Source organism: Achromobacter sp. D10, from assembly GCF_035282245.1.
In the GTDB taxonomy this organism is placed as follows: Bacteria; Pseudomonadota; Gammaproteobacteria; order Burkholderiales; family Burkholderiaceae_B; genus Achromobacter; species Achromobacter insolitus.
Genome location: NZ_JAYJLE010000011.1, coordinates 163,476 through 180,076 on the forward strand (window position 1 = coordinate 163,476; position 16,601 = coordinate 180,076).

Sequence of the window (16,601 nt, forward strand, 5' to 3'; positions counted from 1 at the left end):
CTCGGAGCGCGTCACTACAACGTGCAAGAACCTAGGAGGAGACAACATGTCCTGGTACAGGAAATCCACGCCTGCGTGGCTGGCGGTCGCGGTGGCTGCATTGGTTTCGGGATCCGCTTTGGCGGCAGATACCATCAAGATCGGCATGACGTCGGCGCTGACCGGCCCCTACAGCGAATTCGGCGAGGGCAATCGCCGGGCCGTCGAACTGGCGGTCGAGCAATGGAATGCCAAAGGCGGCATCAATGGCAAGAAGATCGAGATCGCGATGTTGCTGGACGACCAGTTGAATCCGGACCGCGCCGTGCAGAACATGCGCGCCATCCTGGACAACAAGGAGATCGTCGGCATCATCGGTCCGGCCGGCAGCGGCCCGACGCTGGCCGTGATCGACATGGCCCAGGCCGATGGCCGGCCCTACATGAATCCCATCGCGCAGACACCCGTCGTGACCTATGCGGGCGAGAAGACGGGCGAGAAGCCGCGCCCCAATGTCTTCTCGTTCGCGCTGCAGAATGACATCGAGGCCGTGGCGATGGGCGAGTACCTGGCCAAGCGCTTCAAGCGCATCGGCATCGTGCATGAAAGCACCGCCTACGGCGTGACGGGGGTCGATTACCTGTCCGCTTCCATCGGCAAGAATGGCGGCGCCAAGCCGGTCGCGACCGACTCCTACAACCAGGGCGCGCAGGACATGACTGCGCAGGTCGCGCGCATGAAGCGCGCCAACGTCGACGCCATTGCCGCCATTGGACTGGGCAAGGACCTGGCCGTTCTGCGCCGGACGATGGCCCGGCTCAACGTGAACGTGCCGCTGGTTGCTTCCAACGGCGCCCTGGGGCAACCCTATCAGGAAGGCGCGGGCGACCTGACGCTGGGCACCTTGGGCACGATGATAGGCGCGTTCGGCAATCCCATGCGTCCTGCCGCGGCGGACTTCGCCAAGGCCTATAAGGCGAAGTACGGCGCGGACCGCTGGTGGGGCAACGATCCGGAGAATCCGCAGCTGTTCATGGCGATCTCCGTGTCCAACGGCTACGACGCCGCCAATGTCCTGTTCGAGGGTATCCGCCAGGCCAATTCCACCGACCCCAAAGCCGTCATCGCGGCGATCGAGTCGATCAAGGACTTCCCGGGCGTCAACACCACCTACAACTTCTCGAAGGATCGCCACCACGGAATCGAGACGGACGGCGTCAAGGTGTTCGAGTACGTGAAGAAGGACGACAAGGTCCGGCTGCAGCCGGTCGCCCAGTAATCGGCGCGGCGAGCGTTCGGCGCCAGGCGGCGCCGGACCGCGCCTGCCTGCATGGATGATGGTGATATGGATTTCTTTATCCAAATGATCGTGTCGGGACTGAGCGTGGGCGCCGCCTATGCGCTGATCGGCCTGGGCCTGAACCTGACGTTCTGGACCACGCGCGTGCTCAATTTTGGGCAAGGGTCGGTGTTGATGGCCGGAGCGATGCTCACAGCCGTCATGGTCGGCGCGGGGGTCAACGTGTTCCTGGCGGTGGGCGTGTCGCTGCTGGCCACGGCCTTCATCCTGTGGGTAGTAGAGGTCGTCGGCGTGCGGCCTACGCGGCGCATCGCCGGCAGCATGGGGTGGGTGGTATCCACCCTGGGCATAGGCATTTTCCTGCAGGGCGTGGCGAGCTGGTTGTTCGGCACCCAGGCCGTGGCGTTTCCGGACGTGCTTTTCAGCAGCACGGACACGGTGGAGTTCATGGGCGCCTACATCTCCCTGCAATACATCGCGGTGTTTGTCATCAGCGTGATGATCGTCGGTCTGATGGAACTGTTTCTGCGCCATTCCATCTGGGGCTACGGCGTGCGCGCGGTCGCCCACGATCGCGACCTGGCGGCGTTGATGGGCATACCGGTTTACCGGGTGGTGGTCTTCTCGTTCCTGGTGAGCGGCGTGCTGGCGGGCATCGCCGGCATTCTGGTGTCACAGGTATCGGGCACCGTGGATCCGAACTTCGGCCTGCACCTGCTGATCCTGGCGTTTGTCGCGGCCGTCATGGGCGGCATGGGCAGCGCATTCGGCTCGCTGGTGGGCGGGCTGATTCTTGGCATTCTGGAAAAGCTGGTGGGCGGCTATGTCTCGCCTGCGGCGGCCGAGGTCGTCGCGTTTGTGCTCTTGATCGGTGTGTTGACGATCCGGCCTCAGGGCCTGTTCGGCAAGCGCGAAACAGTGAAGGTGTGAGGACGATGAAACAGCTAGGGAACATTCTGTCGAACTCCTGGACGCTGGGCGCGTTGGCCGTGGCGCTGGCAGTGGGCGCCGGCCATGTTGCCACCGGCACGGTCCAGATGTGGAGCTTCGTCATCATCAACATCCTGCTTGCGCAGGGCATCAATATGCTGACCGGCATAAGCGGCCAGATTTCGCTGGGCCACGCGGGCTTCTTCGCCATCGGTGCCTATGCCAGCGCGATCGCAATGAAGTCCTGGGGCGTGCCGTTTCCGGTGGCGCTGGTGCTGGCCACCTTTGGCGCAGCCGCGGTGGGGTTGCTGCTGGCAGGCCCGGCAGGCCGCGTGCGCGAGTTTTATCTGGCGATGATGTCGCTGGGCTTCGGCCTGATTGTCTATGAACTGGCGCGCGAATTGCGCGGCGTGACGGGCGGGGTAATGGGCATGCGGGGCATCCCCTCGTCGCAGATCGGCACTTTGCAGATCTTCGGCTGGAGCATCGATACCGTCGCGTACTTCCGCATCCTGCTGGTGGTGCTGCTGGTAGTCATGCTGATGTTGCGCAACTTCGTCAAAAGCCACTTCGGCAGAGCGTTCTACGCCGTGCACGTCAGCGAAATCGCCGCCGGTTCGCTCGGCATATCGCAGGCAGCCGTCAAGCGCGCGGCCTACGCCATCAGTGGTGGACTCGCGGGGCTGGCGGGCGGCTTTTATGCGCACATGATCGGCTACCTGACACCGGAAAGCTTCGGCCTCATGCGGTCCATCGAGATCCTGGTCATGTCCATCGTGGGCGGACTGGGGTCGCTGGCAGGGCAAGTCTACGGCGCGGTGCTGTTCACCTACCTGCCGCAGAAGTTGCAGGCCTTCAATGACTATCAGTACATCGTGTACGGGCTGATCCTGGTGTTCATCTTTACCTTGCTGCCCAAGGGCCTGGCCGGTTTGCTGCGCACGCAGACGCGCTACAGCAAATTCGACCAGTTGCGTCCCGCAGCATCCGGGGCGGCGGAACCCCCGCTGTCGCGGCGCGAATCCGCGGCGCGGGCCGAGGGGGCTCAGGCACTGGTGCGCGTCGAGGACGTGGTCATGGAGTTCTCGGGCCTGCGCGCGCTTGCAGGCGTTTCGCTTGAGTTGCGCGCCGGCAGCATCACGGCCCTTGTCGGCCCCAATGGCTCGGGCAAGAGCACCCTGGTCAATGTGATCAGCGGCATCTACGCGCCAACCGCGGGACGCATTTTGTACAAGGGCCAGGACATCGCGGGGTGGCCCTCCCACAAAGTGGCGCAGGCCGGCATTACGCGCACTTTTCAGGACCCGCGCAACGTGCCCAGCTTCACTGTGCGGGAAAACATCCTGATGGGAGCCCATCGCCGCTACCGGCATGGCGCCCTGGCCGCGGCGTTCAACACGCCGGGCGCCAGGCGCGAGGAGGGCGCGTTGCTGCGCCAGGTCGAAGCCTTGATGCAGGCCGCCGGGCTGGCCGGTCACGCGGACGCCATCATGAGCGAACTGCCGTATGGCATCCAGCGCCTGGCCGAGGTCGCCCGTGCCCTGGCCAGCGATCCGGAATTGCTGTTGCTGGACGAGCCGGCCGCGGGCCTGTCCGAGCTGGAATCGGAGCACCTCATCCGGCTGGTCCGCCTGGCGCGGGACCATGGCGTAGCCATCATGATCATCGATCACCACATGGATTTCCTGGCCGAACTGGTGGAGGAAGTCGTGGTGTTCGAAGCCGGCGAGGAAATCTATCGGGGCGACATGGACGGCATGCGCGCCGACCCGGCGGTGATACAGGCCTATCTTGGCGTCGAGGAGCCCGCCCATGCTTGAAGTCCGCAATCTGCAGGTCAGCTACGGCGCGATCGACGCCGTGCGCGGCGTCAGCCTGACCGCGCGCCCCGATGGCATCACGGCGTTGATCGGCGCCAATGGAGCCGGCAAATCGTCGCTGATGCGAGCCATATCTGGAGTCACCCCCATCAAGGGCGGGCAGATTCTGCTGGATGGTGAAGACATATCCCGTTTGCCGCCCCACGAGCGCGCGCGGCGCGGCTTGGCGCACGCGATGGAGGGGCGACGCATCTTCCATCAGCACACGGTTGAGGAAAACCTGATCACCGCCTGGCATTTTCGCAAGCCCAAGGGCAACTTCAAGACTGCCCTGGAGCAGGTGTACGGCAACTTTCCGGTGCTGGCGCAACGGCGCGCGGCAAAGGCCGGGACCTTGAGCGGCGGCCAGCAGCAGATGCTGATCCTGTCCATGGCTACGCTGCACGAGCCGCGCTGCGTGCTGCTGGACGAGCCTTCCCTGGGGCTGGCGCCGATCGTGGTCGCGCAGATATTCGACTTCATCAAGCAATATTGCGCGCAGGGCGGCCGGGTTGTGCTGCTGAGCGAACAAATGGCCAGCCTGGCGCTCAGGGTGGCCGATTTCGGCTATGTGCTCAAGCACGGCAAGACGGTCTTCGAGGGCACGCGCGACGTGCTGACGAGCAACGCGGGCGCGGAGCTTTCCCGCGCCTATCTGGGCGCGGGCAGAACGGAATAGGCAGACATGCAGATGGATCAAAAAAAAGGACCTCCCTTGGACGAGAGCATGGATGCGGATCTGCTGGTGCTGGGCGGAGGGCCGGGCGGCTATACAGCGGCGTTCCGCGCCGCCGATCTGGGAATGTCGGTGACGCTGGTCGAGGATCGTCCGGCTTTGGGGGGCGTATGCCTGAACGTGGGCTGCATCCCCTCCAAGGCGCTGCTGCATGCGGCTGGCGCGCTGGAAGAGACGCGCGGCCTGCACGAGCTGGGTATCGAATTCGGCGAGCCGCGCATCCGCCTGGACAAGCTGCGGCAATGGAAGGAGGCGCTGGTCGCCAAATTGAACGGCGGACTGGCTGGCCTCGCGCGGCGGCGCAATGTGCGTGTCGTGCACGGCGTGGGGCAGTTCACCGGCCCCCACACCCTTGCGGTCGCTGGCGGCCCGGCCGTGCGCTTCAAGCAGGCGGTCATTGCCGTGGGTTCGCACCCCGTGCGTCTGGCGGACCTGCCGGAAGATCCGCGCGTCATGGATTCCAGTGGCGCCCTGGCGCTCAAGGAAGTGCCCCGGCGCCTGCTCGTCGTGGGCGGCGGCATCATTGGCATGGAGTTGGCCGCGGTCTACGCGGCGCTGGGCGCCCGCGTGACGGTAGTTGAGTTGACGGAGGGCTTGTTGCCCGGATGCGATCGCGATCTGGTGAAGCCGCTGGAGCAACGGGTGGCCAGCCGTTACGAGGCAATCTTGACGGGCACGCGGGTGGTCTCGGCCAGCGCCCAGGAGGATGGGGTGCACGTCGTGTTCGACAGGCCGCAAGGCGCCGGACCCCAGGTGTATGATGCCGTCTTGGTTGCGGCCGGCCGCCGGCCCAACGGGGCCAGGATCGGCGCGGATCGCGCCGGAGTCCATGTGGATGAACGCGGTTTCATCCCCGTGGACCAGCGCCAGCGCACCAATGTTGCCCACATTTTTGCCATCGGCGATGTCGTCGGTGAACCGATGTTGGCGCACAAGGCGGCCTACGAAGGCAAGGTGGCAGCCGAAGTGGCTGCGGGCAGAAAGGCAGGCAACGACGCCAAGGTCATTCCGGCGGTCGCTTATACGGATCCGGAAGTGGCGTGGGTGGGCTTGACCGAGACGGTCGCGCGCCGGGACGGCGTGGCGTTTGAATCGGCCAGCTTCCCGTGGGCGGCCAGCGGCCGCGCGCTGAGCCTGGGACGCGGCGAGGGACTGACCAAGATCCTGGTCGACCCGCAGACCGGTGCCTTGCTGGGGGTGGGCATGGTGGGGCCGCAGGCGGGTGACCTGATCGCCGAGGCGGCGTTGGCCATCGAAATGGGCGCGGAGCCCGGCGACATCGCGCTCACCATACACCCGCACCCGAGCCTGTCCGAGACGCTGGCGTTTGCTGCCGAGGCGTACGAGGGAACGCTCACCGAGTTGTTCCTCTCAGGGAAAAAAAGTTAAATATGCGGCCGGTCCACGCAATTCACCGGGAGGGTTTGATCAGTGGCAACATGGAATAATTCGGTGCCGACGCACAAGGCGATGCACCAATTGAAGCGCGAAGCGCTGCTGCGCCAAGCGATTGCCGCGTTCAACCAGAAGGGGTTCCACGCGACTTCGCTGGGAGACATCGCGACCAGCCTGGGCGTCACCAAGGCAGCCCTGTACCACTATTTTCCGAACAAGCATGCCCTGCTGTACGAGGCGTTTGCCGAGGCGCTACGGGTGGGGTTCGAGGCAATCGAAGAGGCAGAACGCCATGGCGGTACCGGCCTGGAAAAGCTGCAACTCGCGCTGCGCCTGTATCTGCAGGTGACGCTCAGTGAAATGAGCCGCTGCGTCATCATCACCGAGGAACATGCGCTGGAGCCGGCCGACCGCGCCGAGATCGTCAAGCAGCGCGACCGTTTCGAAGCCAAGCTGCGCAATTTCGTGCGCATAGGCATCGAGGACGGCAGCATCATCGAGTGCGATCCCAAGCTGGCCATCTTTTCCATTTTTGGCGCCGTGAACTGGGTGCCGAAGTGGTACTCGGACGCGGGCGAATGGAACAACAAGCAATTGGCCAAGGGGATGTCCGAGCTGCTGTGCCGCTCCATCGCCAAGCATCCACCCCAGGCGTTTGCGCCCGACATTGGCAAGATGCAGGTGGAGTAAGCGCCCCGCGGCAGGGCAATTTGCGTTCTAATCTCGGCCTATCAAGAATACGCAAACAGGCTGGCCGCCAGGCGCGGCCCGCCAGACCGGGGAGACAGAATGAGAACGTCCGTGCTTTTCATGGCCGCCATCGTGACGGGGTGCGCTAGCCCTTCCGGCGACCTGCTGACCGAAGCCAAGGTCCAGGACATCAAGCTTAACGTCACCACCTATGAGGAAATGGTCCGGGACTATGGCCCGCCGCGTTCCCAAAGCGTGGATCGCGAGGGGCGGACGACGGCCGCCTGGTTCTATTTCAACAATAGCGCCTATGGTGCGATGGACAACCAGCAGACGTTGACGGTGATCTTCAACAAGGACCGCACGGTGAAGGACTACATGAATGCCTCAGCCGGGGCGGGCAGGAGCCAGTAGCCGCTGGGCCGTGGCCCGCCCACTTCAGCGCACCAATTGCAGGCCGATCACGAACATGGCCGTGGCGACGCAGGCGTCCAGGACACGCCACGCGGCGGGATTGGCGAACACGGGCCGCAGCAGGCGTGCACCGAAGCCCAACGCGAAGAAAAAGGTAAACGAGGCCGAAATCGCGCCTAACGCGAAGGCGGTCTTGTGGCCGTCGTACTGGCTGGACACCGAGCCGAGCAAGACCACGGTATCCAGGTACACGTGCGGATTGAGCCAGGTCAGGGCCAGGCAGGTCGCCAGTGCGGCGTACCGTCCCGCAGTCTGCCCGGACGAAGGTGTCAGATTGTCGTGGCGGGCGCGCAGCGCCGACTTCAGGCTGCGCGCGGCGTAGACAAACAGGAATAGCGCGCCGCCGTAGCGCATCGCGGGCTCCAGCCAGGGCAGGGCGCCAACGGCGATGCCGAAGCCGGCCACGCCGGCACCGATCAGGATGGCGTCCGAGAGGGCGCAGGTCAGGCAGACGGCAAACACATGTTCCTGGCGCAGGCCTTGGCGCAATACAAAAGCGTTCTGCGCGCCGATTGCCATGATCAGGCTCAGGCCGAGCAGGAATCCAGGAATGTAGGCGGTGGTCATCATTACCCTTCAGAGAAGGGCGACAGCCTAGCCTGCTGGGAAAGATTAGGACAACTAATTATCCTAATCCATATTCAGTTTTTCTAATTAGTCTTGCGAGTTGCGCGGTCCGGCGGAGAAACCGCCGATGGCGGCACGGAACCGACGCGGTCCGATGCCGCCTGTAACAATTGGGGGGCTCAGCTGCCGCCCTGGTCGGCAGCGCGCAGGATGCTGTACAGCTTGTCCTTCAGGTGCAGCTTTTCCTTCTTGAGCACTTCGACCTCGTTGCCCGACGCAGGCTGGATGCCGGCCTCCATGTTCTTGATTTCCTGGTCCAGGTCGTTGTGACGCTGGAACAGCGCCGAGAAATGCGCGTTCTCGGATTTCAGTTGGGTAATGAGGTGGCGGTATTCAGGGAACATAGGGGCCTCTTTAAAGAACCGGTTGATGGGCACTGCGGGAAACCGGGGAACCTGATGATCCATAGAGCTTTCGATTCCATGACACGCCAACCCCGGGCTGTTGTCAACCGCCTGGGGGGCTGCCGCCCCCCCGGCGGATTGATACGGCGCAAGCCTGGGTGGCACTGATTCTGTCGTGGCTGATCACGTTTGCTTACATGAACATCCGTCCCCGGCGATACACTCGCTTCCCCGTGGTCTGCCATAAATTTGAAATGAATCAACGCGCGTCCATCCTTCGCCAAGTCTTACAGCTTTTCAAGCAGGACGGGAGGATCCATCCGGGTACGGGCATGATGAGCGGCGTGATTGCGCTGTTCCTGGCGATCCTGGCGGTCCTGGGCGTCCTGGCGTTCCACTTCCCCGCCTACCTGACCACCCCGGAGCTCCGCAGCTTCTACAATGTGGACGCGATGCGGGCCCTGCTGTTCACCGCGTTGCTGATTTCGGGCACCATCGCGCTGGCCAACACCGTGCTGGGCCGCCAGCGCTGGCTGAACATCGCGGCTTTCGTGCTCGTGTGCGGGGCGGTGGCCGCAGGGGGCAGCAACGTGGTGGTGACCACGTCCAATACGGGCAACCACCCCTATCTGGGGCTGGACTGGTTCATCCTGGACCTGCTGGCTTCCAGCACGGTGTTCATCATTTTCGAGAAGCTGTTTCCGCTATATCCCGGCCAGCCGGTATTCCGCGGCGAATGGCAGGTGGACATGAAGCACTTCCTGTTCAACCACCTGTCCGTGGGCGCGGTGCTGCTGTGCATCAACTTTTTCGTGCACCGGCTGTTTTCGTGGGCAGCCTATGAACCGCTGCAGCAGGCGATCGTGTCGCTGCCCTATCTGGTGGAACTGTTCCTGGCCGTGCTGGTGGCGGACCTGGTGCAGTACGCCGCGCACCGCGCCTACCACGAGGTTCCGTTCCTGTGGCGCATTCACGCCGTGCATCACAGCACTCGCACGCTGGACTGGCTGGCCGGTTCGCGGTTGCACATCGTGGAATTGCTGATCACCCGGGTGGCGGTGCTAGGCGTCTTGTTCGCGCTGGGCTTTTCCAAGCCGGTGCTGGACGCCTACATCATCATCGTGGGCTTCCAGGCAGTGCTGATCCATTCCAACGTCAGGCTGCCTTGGGGCTGGCTGCGCTACATCATCGTGACGCCGGATTTCCACCATTGGCACCATTCGTCGGACACCGAGGCAATCGACCGCAACTATGCCGCCCATTTTTCGTTCATCGATTACGCGTTCGGCACCGCGGTGCGGGGCGTGAGCAAGCGCCTGCCCGAGAACTACGGCATCCTGGACAACGACATGCCGGGCACTTTCCTGGCGCAGCAGGCCTATCCGTTCGCCCGCAAGAAATAGAACGGCGGCGCGCATCGGGCGCGCCGCCGTTCAATAGGCCGCAAGCCGGCTTAGCGCCCGGGCATGGCCGGGCGCCACATCACTTGCTTCCCTTGACGGTGGAATAGGCGGCCATCAGGTTGCGGTAGTCCGGGATGTGGTTGGAGAACAGCGTGCCCAGGCCCTCGATGTCGTTGCGCCAGTCGCGATGCAGTTCGCAGGCCACGCCGAACCAGCTCATCAATTGCGCGCCGGCCTGCTCCATGCGGCTCCAGGCGGCGTTGCGGGTCACTTCATTGAAGGTGCCGGACGCGTCGGTGACGACGAACACGTCGAAGCCTTCTTCCAGGGCCGACAGCGCCGGGAAGGCGACGCAGACTTCGGTGACGACGCCGGCGATGATCAACTGCTTCTTGCCAGTGGCCTTGACGGCCTTGACGAAGTCTTCATTGTCCCAGGCATTGATGTTGCCCGGACGGGCAATGTAGGGCGCCTCGGGGAACTGATCCTTCAGTTCCCGCACCAGTGGACCATTGGGGCCATCCTCGAAGCTGGTGGTGAGGATCGTGGGCAGCTTGAAATATTTGGCCAGGTCCGCCAGGGCCAGGACGTTGTTCTTGAATTGATCGGGCTGGAAGTCCCGGACCAGGGACAGCAGGCCCACCTGGTGGTCGACCAGCAGTACCGCTGCCTGGGTCTTGTCGAGTTTTACGTAGGGCTTGGACATTGCGTGCTCCATGAGAGGCAGGGGTGCGCGCCTTGCGGCTCGCGGGAAAAAAAACGGCGAGTCTCAGCGTTGGGAGTCGAGCATTTCGCCATTCTTGATGACATCCTGGGCCTTACCGTAGCTTTCTATCAGCAGCTGGTACGCCGGGAAGATCTTGGTGTAGACCTCGGCCCATTTCGCGGCGTCTTCACGGTGCCAGGTCCGTTGCAGTTCGGAGGCGACTGCGCCGGTGTCCATGGGGACCACCCCGGCCTGGACCACGCGCGCCAGCGTGATTTCCTGCGCCATCTTGCTGTACGTGCCCGAGGCGTCGACCACAGCAAAGACCTTGTAGCCGTCGGCGACTGCGCTGATGGCGGGAAAGGCCATGCATACGCTCGTGATGGTGCCGGCGATGATCAGAGTCTTGCGTCCGGTGGCTTTTACGGCGGCGACGAATTCAGGGTTGTCCCATGCGTTGATCTCGCCCTTGCGGGCCACGTATTTCGCATGCGGGGCGTTTTCGTGGATTTCGGGGATCAGCGGGCCGTTGGGACCTTGGGGCACCGAGGCAGTGGTGATGACGGGCAGTTTCGACAGCGTGGCCATGGTAGCCAGCGCAGCGGCGCGCGATCTCAGTTCGGTCATCGGCATGTCGCCGATCGTCTGGAACAGCCCGCTTTGGTGGTCGATCAGCAGCATGGCGGCGTCATCGGGGTCGATGACGGGGCGTTGGCCATTGAAGTTGGCGGGGACGCTCATGGGATGCTCCTGTTGATGTGGGGCTAACCATGCTAGGAGCAACTCGGCCGGCTGGGTAGGCAGGAAAAATGGGTTTCTGCGTCCCACATGTCGAACGCTGCGGATCCCCGGAGCTACTTCAAGGTGGGCACCTTGTGGCGTACCTGCGTATCGTGTTCGCGCCTGGCGACCTCCTGGTATTCCGAGCTCAGGAAGTCCAGCAGTTCACGCACGCCGGGCAGCAGGCCGCGGCGCGAGGGGAAGATGGCGTGGACGCTGCCCGCCTCCGGCTGCCAGGGAGCGCCGATGTCCACCAGCGTGCCCGCATCCAGCTCTTCGCGGATCATCAACAGGGGCAGGGCGACGACGCCTACGCCGCGCAAGGCCGCCTGCTTCAGCGCCAGCATGTCGTCCGTCACGAGGCGTGGCGTGAACGGCACGACGATGCGGGCGCCGTCCGGTCCGTCCAGCCGCCAATGGGATTCACGCTGCTCGGTGCCAAGCGCCAGCGTGGGCAGCTGGCTCAGCGCGTGGGGATCGGCGGGCAGCGAGATCCCGCGGGCCAGCGCCGGACTGGCCACTAGGCATTGGCAGCTCATGCCCAGGGGCTTCATGATGAGGTCGCTGCTCTCGATGGGGCCGAAGCGCACGCGCACCGCGATGTCGAAGCCTTCGCGCAGCACGTCCACCGGCCGGCTGAAGCTCTTCAGGTAGACGTGGACTTTGGGACACCGGACCATGAAGCGGGCGACCAGATCGCCCAGGAAGTAGTAGATCAGCGCGGGCGGCGCGCTCATGCGTATCGTGCCCTGCGGTTCGGCGCGGGTGCGGTCGATGACCTCCTGGGCGGCTTCCGCGCCAGCCAGCATCGACAGGCATTGCTCGTAATATTCCTGACCCAGTTCCGTCACGGCGAAGCTGCGCGTGGAACGCTGGATGAGTCGCACGCCCAGCCGGTCTTCGAGCAGCGCGATGCGCCGGCTGAGGCGGGATTTGGGGATGTCCAGCGCGCGTCCCGCAGGCGCGAATCCGCCATTCTTGACGACCTGGACGAAGTAATAAAGGTCATTCAAGTCATGCATGTCGCTTCCCCGCTGTTCTGAAAATAGGACGTCAGGGGAGCATATACCGGTTGCGGTACTGCGCGGGCGCGTTTTCTTTTACATTTGAGCGTACCTTCAGGAGCCACCATGCCCGCTTCCGACGCTGCGGTGCTTGCCCGCGAAGTCAAGGCGGCGCAGGACCATGCTTCCTACATTGCGCCGCTCACAACAAGGCGGCCGCGTTTCGACCTGGACGCGGCCTATGACGTGGCTGCGCGGATTCACCAGGCGAGGCTGGCCGAGGGCGCGCTTCTGGTCGGCCGCAAGATCGGATTCACCAATCCCGCGATGTGGGCGGCGCTGGGCGTGGACTTTCCCGTGTGGGGGCGCGTCTATGAACACAGCGCCTTCTACGACGATACCGGAGAAGTCCATTGCCGCCTGGGCCGCTATGTCGAACCGCGCATCGAGCCTGAAATCGTGCTGCATTTCCATTCCGCGCCACCGGCAACGCGGGATCCCGCCACCCTATTGGCCTGCGTGGACTGGATCGCCCACGGTTTTGAGCTGGTGCAATCGCACTATCCCGCGTGGCAGTTCCAGGCGGCCGACACCGTGGCGGACAACGCCTTGCATGGCGCGCTTTTTGTCGGGCCGCTGATGGAGGCTACCGATCTAGGGCCGGGGCTGATCGGACGGTTGGCGGACTTCCGGATAGACCTTTCCTGCAACGGCATTCATCGGGAAACCGGCTACGGTTCCAATGTGCTTGGCAGTCCGCTGGCGGCGTTGGCCCATCTGCTGGCTGTGCTCGCGGAGCGGCCGGCCGACGAGGCGATCCAGGCAGGCGAGCTGGTCACGACGGGAACGCTGACCCAGGCCCACCCGGTACACGCGGGCGAAACGTGGAGCACCGCGCTGGAGGGCATAGGCTTGCCTGGCCTGCGTATCGTGTTCGACGAATGACCCCGTGCCCCGCCTGGAGGCAGCTGCGGGGTCTAGGCGCTGGCGCGCTGATTGAGCGTCAGTGGAAACACTTCCTGGCGCGCTGCCGGCGTCCCGCCGTTCAGGCGTTGCAGCAGCAGTTCCCCGGCGCGCGCGCCCAGCTTGCGGCTGTCCACGCCGATGGTGGTCAGGCCGGGTTCGATCTCATTGGCGATGTCGGTATCGCCGAAGCCCAGGATGGCAATGTCGCGCGGGATGGCGAGCTTGCGGTCGCGGGCTTCGAAAAGCGCGCCCACCGCCAGCAGATCGTTGGCACAGAAGACCGCGTCGAAGGCCTGGCCCATGCCCAGCAGACGGGTCAAGGCCGCTCGCCCGTCGGCGATGGTCTGGGCATTGTCCACGGCCAGCTCCGCCACCACTTGCAGGCCAAGCTCGGCCGAGGCGGCGTTGAAGCCCTGGCGGCGCAGTTCGCCGCGCCCGCCCTGGCGCGCCACGAAGGCGACGCGCCGATAGCCGCGTTCCGCCAGATGGCGCGCGGCCATGACGCCGCCGTCGTAATTGGAGAACCCCACCAGCATGTCGATGGGGTCGCGCGGATAGGCCCAGGTTTCCATGATGGGAATGCCCAGTTCGCGCAGCGATTGGCGGTTTTCTTCGAGTTCGATGACGCCGGTGAACAACACCGCCGCCGGGCGCAGGGCGCGCAGCGACGCAATCATGCTGGTTTCCTTGGCGTAGGAATACGAAGTCTGTCCCACCATCAGTTGGTAGCCCTGCGGCTCCAGCACCTCTGCACAGCCCTGCACGGCCAGCGCGAATTGCTGGCTCAGGATGTTGGACACGAAAGCCGCCACCACACTGGATTGCCCCGAACGCAAGGCCCGCGCATGCGGATTGGAGGCATACCCGGTCTGCGCCACGATTTGCAGGATGCGGTCGCGCTTTTCCTGCGCCACTTTCTCGGGATGGCGCAGGGCGCGCGATACCGTGATGGGGGACACGCCCGCAAGCCTGGCCACTTCCTCGATGCGCGGCGGCTTGGCGGGGGCGGCCGCGCGCGCGGGGGCGGTGGCGCCTTCGGGACGCACGCGCAGCACGTCGTCGTAGGTGGGAAGGGAGGAGGGCGCGGGCCGGTGGGTCATGCGATTTCTTTTGATTGTTCCGGGATCAGGCGACAGGCGTCAGGATATCAGCCTGGCCGGCCGGACGGGCAACCTGGATCAGGCTGTCGCCAGACTCGCAGTCGGTGTGCAGCCGCCGGGAAATCACGATACCCGATACCCGGAAGCGCAAGATCTCCTCTGGCGCGTCCAGCTGATTGAGATCGTGGTAATAACCCGCAATATCGCCGGCGCGAACGGTTGCGCCGATGTCCACCGCGGGTTCGAACCAGCCACGGCGAGTGGCGAAGATGTTCTGTTCGTGGCTGTCCAGTTCCAGCAACTGCATGGCAGGGGCGCCGGGCGCGTGCGGGCCGAGCAGCGGCGCGTCCGTCACGCCAAGTTTCTGCAGCAGATTGTCGATGGCGCGCTGGGTGGCGGCCAGGGTTGCCGGGGTCAGCGTGCCGCCGCCGCCGAATTCGCCACTGATGCCGATTGCGCCCGCGCGCGCCGCCGCCGCCATCGAGGTTGGGGCATCGCGGCCATTGGCTGCGACGAAGGCGTGGCCCATGCCCAGCGACGCCATCAGATCCAGCGCGCGCGCCATGCGCTCGGGAGACGCCTGCCGTTCGATCAGGGCGGTGGGCAGATGCGCCATCGAGGTGCCCCCGGAGTGGATGTCGAACACGACATCGTGGCGGGGGAACAGTTCGTGTTCCAGGAAGTGTGCCAGGCGCTCCGTGGGAGTGCCGCCGGGCGCGCCTGGAAAGGCACGGTTGAGATTGCCGTTGTCCAGCGGAGAGCGCCGGCGCGCCGCCATTACGGCGGGCAGGTTGGCCAGCGGCAGGATCGTGACCTCGCCGCGCACGTGGGATGGCTCGATGCGGCGGATCAGGCGGCCCAGGGCGACTTCGCCCTCGTATTCATCGCCGTGGTTGCCGGCCATGAGCAGCACGCGCGGGCCGCTGCCGTTGCGGATGCGGCAGATGGGCGTCTTGATCTGGTAGTAGGGCGAACGGTCCACCGAATAGGGGGTGCCCAGGAAGCTGAGCGCCTTGCCGTCGGCGTCGAAGTCTATCTCGTGAAACAGGCCGGTGTGCATGTAGGGATACAACAGCGCCGCGCGAAGCGGCGCGAAAAGGGATCGGAAGGCCGCAGCGCCGCGCTTTCAGCGCAGCGCGGCAACCGCGGTCATCTCGACGCGCAGGTCGGGGTCCGCCAGGCGAGCCTCGACGCAGGCGCGGGCGGGCGGGTTGGACGGGTCGATCCAGGCGTCGTAGACGCGGTTCATGGCATCGAAATCGCCGATGGCGGGCAGGAACACGTCCACGGCCAGCAGGTGCGACTTGTCGCTGCCGGCCTCGGCCAGCAGCGCTTCGATCTTGGCCAGCACTTCGCGGGTCTGGGATTCGAGCGAGCCCTGGCGGTTGTCGGCCACCTGGCCGGCGATGAACACGAAGCCGTTGTACGAAACGGCCTGGCTCATGCGCGAGCCGGATTTGTAGCGTTTGATCATGCGAGTCCTTGGTGATGAGGCGGTTTACATCTGCGGCAGCGTCTGGGCTTCCTTGAACCACTTTTCCTGCAGGGCCGGCAGCTTGCCGTTCAGGCGATTGGTGAAGAGGAAGGTATTGATCCAGTTCAGCAGGTTCTGCTGGCCTTGCTGCACGGCGGCGTGGGCGGGCGATTGGCGGATCAGGAACTTGAGCTGGGGCGCCTTCGCGGGATTGTCTTCAGACACCTTGAGCGCGATGGCGCTGTTTTCGGCGAAGGATTCCGACTGCCCGGCCAGATAGGCGGCCACGGCCGAAGGCGTGTCCTCGAAGCGCACCAGTTTTGCGCCCGGCGCGTTGTCGGTAAGCCAGATGTCCAGCGTGGAACCCTTGGCGACCGCGATGCTGTGATTCTTCAGTTCTTCCACGGTCTTGGCCTGTTGCATGCTCTCGCCACCGTAGACGCCCAGGTTCACGGCGGCATACGGCTGCGAGAACATGACCTGTTGGGCGCGTTCCGGCGTGGCGCCGGCGGCCGCGATCAGCACGTCGACCTTGCCGGCCAGCAGGCTGGGAATACGGCTGGCGCCAGTCACCTGCACCAGCTCCAGCTTCACGCCCATGTCAGCGGCCATCAACCTTGCCAGGTCTATGTCCAGGCCGGCAGCTTCGCCCTTGGCGTCTTTGAAGCCCCATGGCGCGGCATCCATCAGCACGCCCACGCGCAGCTTGCCCGCGCCCAGCACGTCCTGCAGTTTGTCGGCGGCCGAGGCGGGGGCGGCCAGGGAGAGACAGACGGCCGCGGCGGCGGCCAGCTTGGCGAACAGTTTCATGCGATGACTCCAGTGGTGGATGCC

Annotated in this window: 18 protein-coding genes; 9 read left to right on the forward strand and 9 right to left on the reverse strand. The window is 64.6% G+C overall.

Translation table 11 applies throughout. The features are described from left to right. Window positions 1-46: 46 nt before the first annotated feature. The 7 genes from VCS63_RS23805 to VCS63_RS23835 all read left to right on the forward strand — a co-directional run bounded on the left by VCS63_RS23805 (window position 47) and on the right by VCS63_RS23835 (window position 7,303). Window positions 47-1,258, forward strand: a complete 1,212-nt coding sequence (locus tag VCS63_RS23805) for an ABC transporter substrate-binding protein (protein ID WP_063643020.1) — start codon at window positions 47-49, stop codon at window positions 1,256-1,258. A 66-nt stretch (window positions 1,259-1,324) separates the two neighbouring features. Next, window positions 1,325-2,209, forward strand: coding sequence for a branched-chain amino acid ABC transporter permease (locus VCS63_RS23810; RefSeq protein WP_042794665.1), 885 nt, complete (start codon window positions 1,325-1,327; stop codon window positions 2,207-2,209). A 5-nt stretch (window positions 2,210-2,214) separates the two neighbouring features. Then, window positions 2,215-4,029, forward strand: coding sequence for an ABC transporter permease subunit (locus VCS63_RS23815; protein WP_187639867.1), 1,815 nt, complete (start codon window positions 2,215-2,217; stop codon window positions 4,027-4,029). Continuing rightward, window positions 4,022-4,747 (forward strand): ABC transporter ATP-binding protein, encoded by a 726-nt coding sequence (locus VCS63_RS23820; protein WP_042794663.1) that lies wholly within the window; start codon window positions 4,022-4,024, stop codon window positions 4,745-4,747. The genes VCS63_RS23815 and VCS63_RS23820 overlap by 8 nt, the downstream gene beginning before the upstream one ends. A gap of 48 nt (window positions 4,748-4,795) precedes the next feature. Then, entirely contained in the window at window positions 4,796-6,193 is a 1,398-nt protein-coding gene (lpdA, locus tag VCS63_RS23825) for a dihydrolipoyl dehydrogenase (protein WP_377837461.1), read from the forward strand. A gap of 42 nt (window positions 6,194-6,235) precedes the next feature. Beyond that, window positions 6,236-6,889, forward strand: a complete 654-nt coding sequence (locus tag VCS63_RS23830; protein WP_042794662.1) for a TetR/AcrR family transcriptional regulator — start codon at window positions 6,236-6,238, stop codon at window positions 6,887-6,889. A 99-nt stretch (window positions 6,890-6,988) separates the two neighbouring features. Next, window positions 6,989-7,303: a hypothetical protein gene (locus VCS63_RS23835; protein WP_323881158.1), complete on the forward strand. Its 315-nt coding sequence runs from the start codon at window positions 6,989-6,991 to the stop codon at window positions 7,301-7,303. Between the two features lie 24 nt (window positions 7,304-7,327). On the opposite strand, the gene VCS63_RS23840 is transcribed toward VCS63_RS23835, so the two are convergent. Continuing rightward, window positions 7,328-7,930, reverse strand: a complete 603-nt coding sequence (locus VCS63_RS23840) for a LysE/ArgO family amino acid transporter (protein WP_042797261.1) — start codon at window positions 7,928-7,930, stop codon at window positions 7,328-7,330. A 179-nt stretch (window positions 7,931-8,109) separates the two neighbouring features. Further along, window positions 8,110-8,334: a YdcH family protein gene (locus tag VCS63_RS23845; RefSeq protein ID WP_042794661.1), complete on the reverse strand. Its 225-nt coding sequence runs from the start codon at window positions 8,332-8,334 to the stop codon at window positions 8,110-8,112. Window positions 8,335-8,588: 254 nt separating this feature from the next. Between VCS63_RS23845 and VCS63_RS23850 the strand changes: the two genes are divergently transcribed. Next, window positions 8,589-9,737 (forward strand): sterol desaturase family protein, encoded by a 1,149-nt coding sequence (locus VCS63_RS23850; protein WP_063642998.1) that lies wholly within the window; start codon window positions 8,589-8,591, stop codon window positions 9,735-9,737. A gap of 79 nt (window positions 9,738-9,816) precedes the next feature. Here the strand turns inward: VCS63_RS23850 and ycaC are convergent, their stop codons facing one another. The 3 genes from ycaC to VCS63_RS23865 all read right to left on the reverse strand — a co-directional run bounded on the left by ycaC (window position 9,817) and on the right by VCS63_RS23865 (window position 12,245). Next, window positions 9,817-10,443, reverse strand: coding sequence for an isochorismate family cysteine hydrolase YcaC (ycaC, locus tag VCS63_RS23855; protein ID WP_042794660.1), 627 nt, complete (start codon window positions 10,441-10,443; stop codon window positions 9,817-9,819). 63 nt (window positions 10,444-10,506) lie between these two features. Further along, the gene (locus VCS63_RS23860; protein ID WP_063642995.1) at window positions 10,507-11,184 is read right to left on the reverse strand and encodes an isochorismatase family protein; all 678 of its coding nucleotides are present in this window, start codon (window positions 11,182-11,184) and stop codon (window positions 10,507-10,509) included. Window positions 11,185-11,297: 113 nt separating this feature from the next. Continuing rightward, window positions 11,298-12,245 (reverse strand): LysR substrate-binding domain-containing protein, encoded by a 948-nt coding sequence (locus VCS63_RS23865; RefSeq protein WP_042794659.1) that lies wholly within the window; start codon window positions 12,243-12,245, stop codon window positions 11,298-11,300. Between the two features lie 108 nt (window positions 12,246-12,353). On the opposite strand from VCS63_RS23865, the gene VCS63_RS23870 reads away from it, so the two are divergent. Further along, the gene (locus VCS63_RS23870; RefSeq protein ID WP_076814976.1) at window positions 12,354-13,172 is read left to right on the forward strand and encodes a 2-keto-4-pentenoate hydratase; all 819 of its coding nucleotides are present in this window, start codon (window positions 12,354-12,356) and stop codon (window positions 13,170-13,172) included. A gap of 32 nt (window positions 13,173-13,204) precedes the next feature. On the opposite strand, the gene VCS63_RS23875 is transcribed toward VCS63_RS23870, so the two are convergent. The 4 genes from VCS63_RS23875 to VCS63_RS23890 form a co-directional block, all read right to left on the reverse strand. Beyond that, entirely contained in the window at window positions 13,205-14,293 is a 1,089-nt protein-coding gene (locus VCS63_RS23875) for a LacI family DNA-binding transcriptional regulator (protein WP_063642985.1), read from the reverse strand. A gap of 25 nt (window positions 14,294-14,318) precedes the next feature. Then, window positions 14,319-15,353 (reverse strand): succinylglutamate desuccinylase/aspartoacylase domain-containing protein, encoded by a 1,035-nt coding sequence (locus VCS63_RS23880; RefSeq protein ID WP_063643483.1) that lies wholly within the window; start codon window positions 15,351-15,353, stop codon window positions 14,319-14,321. A 66-nt stretch (window positions 15,354-15,419) separates the two neighbouring features. Next, the gene (locus VCS63_RS23885) at window positions 15,420-15,767 is read right to left on the reverse strand and encodes a RidA family protein (RefSeq protein ID WP_042794656.1); all 348 of its coding nucleotides are present in this window, start codon (window positions 15,765-15,767) and stop codon (window positions 15,420-15,422) included. Window positions 15,768-15,791: 24 nt separating this feature from the next. Next, entirely contained in the window at window positions 15,792-16,577 is a 786-nt protein-coding gene (locus VCS63_RS23890; protein ID WP_042794655.1) for a transporter substrate-binding domain-containing protein, read from the reverse strand. Window positions 16,578-16,601: the final 24 nt, after the last annotated feature.

Coding starts and splice junctions, on each gene's coding strand:
- VCS63_RS23805 (WP_063643020.1), top strand. CDS start 47: ATGTCCTGGTACAGGAAATCCACGCCTGCGTGGCTGGCGGTCGCGGTG.
- VCS63_RS23810 (WP_042794665.1), top strand. CDS start 1,325: ATGGATTTCTTTATCCAAATGATCGTGTCGGGACTGAGCGTGGGCGCC.
- VCS63_RS23815 (WP_187639867.1), top strand. CDS start 2,215: ATGAAACAGCTAGGGAACATTCTGTCGAACTCCTGGACGCTGGGCGCG.
- VCS63_RS23820 (WP_042794663.1), top strand. CDS start 4,022: ATGCTTGAAGTCCGCAATCTGCAGGTCAGCTACGGCGCGATCGACGCC.
- lpdA (WP_377837461.1), top strand. CDS start 4,796: ATGGATGCGGATCTGCTGGTGCTGGGCGGAGGGCCGGGCGGCTATACA.
- VCS63_RS23835 (WP_323881158.1), top strand. CDS start 6,989: ATGAGAACGTCCGTGCTTTTCATGGCCGCCATCGTGACGGGGTGCGCT.
- VCS63_RS23840 (WP_042797261.1), bottom strand. CDS start 7,930: ATGACCACCGCCTACATTCCTGGATTCCTGCTCGGCCTGAGCCTGATC.
- VCS63_RS23845 (WP_042794661.1), bottom strand. CDS start 8,334: ATGTTCCCTGAATACCGCCACCTCATTACCCAACTGAAATCCGAGAAC.
- VCS63_RS23850 (WP_063642998.1), top strand. CDS start 8,589: ATGAATCAACGCGCGTCCATCCTTCGCCAAGTCTTACAGCTTTTCAAG.
- ycaC (WP_042794660.1), bottom strand. CDS start 10,443: ATGTCCAAGCCCTACGTAAAACTCGACAAGACCCAGGCAGCGGTACTG.
- VCS63_RS23860 (WP_063642995.1), bottom strand. CDS start 11,184: ATGAGCGTCCCCGCCAACTTCAATGGCCAACGCCCCGTCATCGACCCC.
- VCS63_RS23865 (WP_042794659.1), bottom strand. CDS start 12,245: ATGCATGACTTGAATGACCTTTATTACTTCGTCCAGGTCGTCAAGAAT.
- VCS63_RS23870 (WP_076814976.1), top strand. CDS start 12,354: ATGCCCGCTTCCGACGCTGCGGTGCTTGCCCGCGAAGTCAAGGCGGCG.
- VCS63_RS23875 (WP_063642985.1), bottom strand. CDS start 14,293: ATGACCCACCGGCCCGCGCCCTCCTCCCTTCCCACCTACGACGACGTG.
- VCS63_RS23880 (WP_063643483.1), bottom strand. CDS start 15,353: ATGCACACCGGCCTGTTTCACGAGATAGACTTCGACGCCGACGGCAAG.
- VCS63_RS23885 (WP_042794656.1), bottom strand. CDS start 15,767: ATGATCAAACGCTACAAATCCGGCTCGCGCATGAGCCAGGCCGTTTCG.
- VCS63_RS23890 (WP_042794655.1), bottom strand. CDS start 16,577: ATGAAACTGTTCGCCAAGCTGGCCGCCGCCGCGGCCGTCTGTCTCTCC.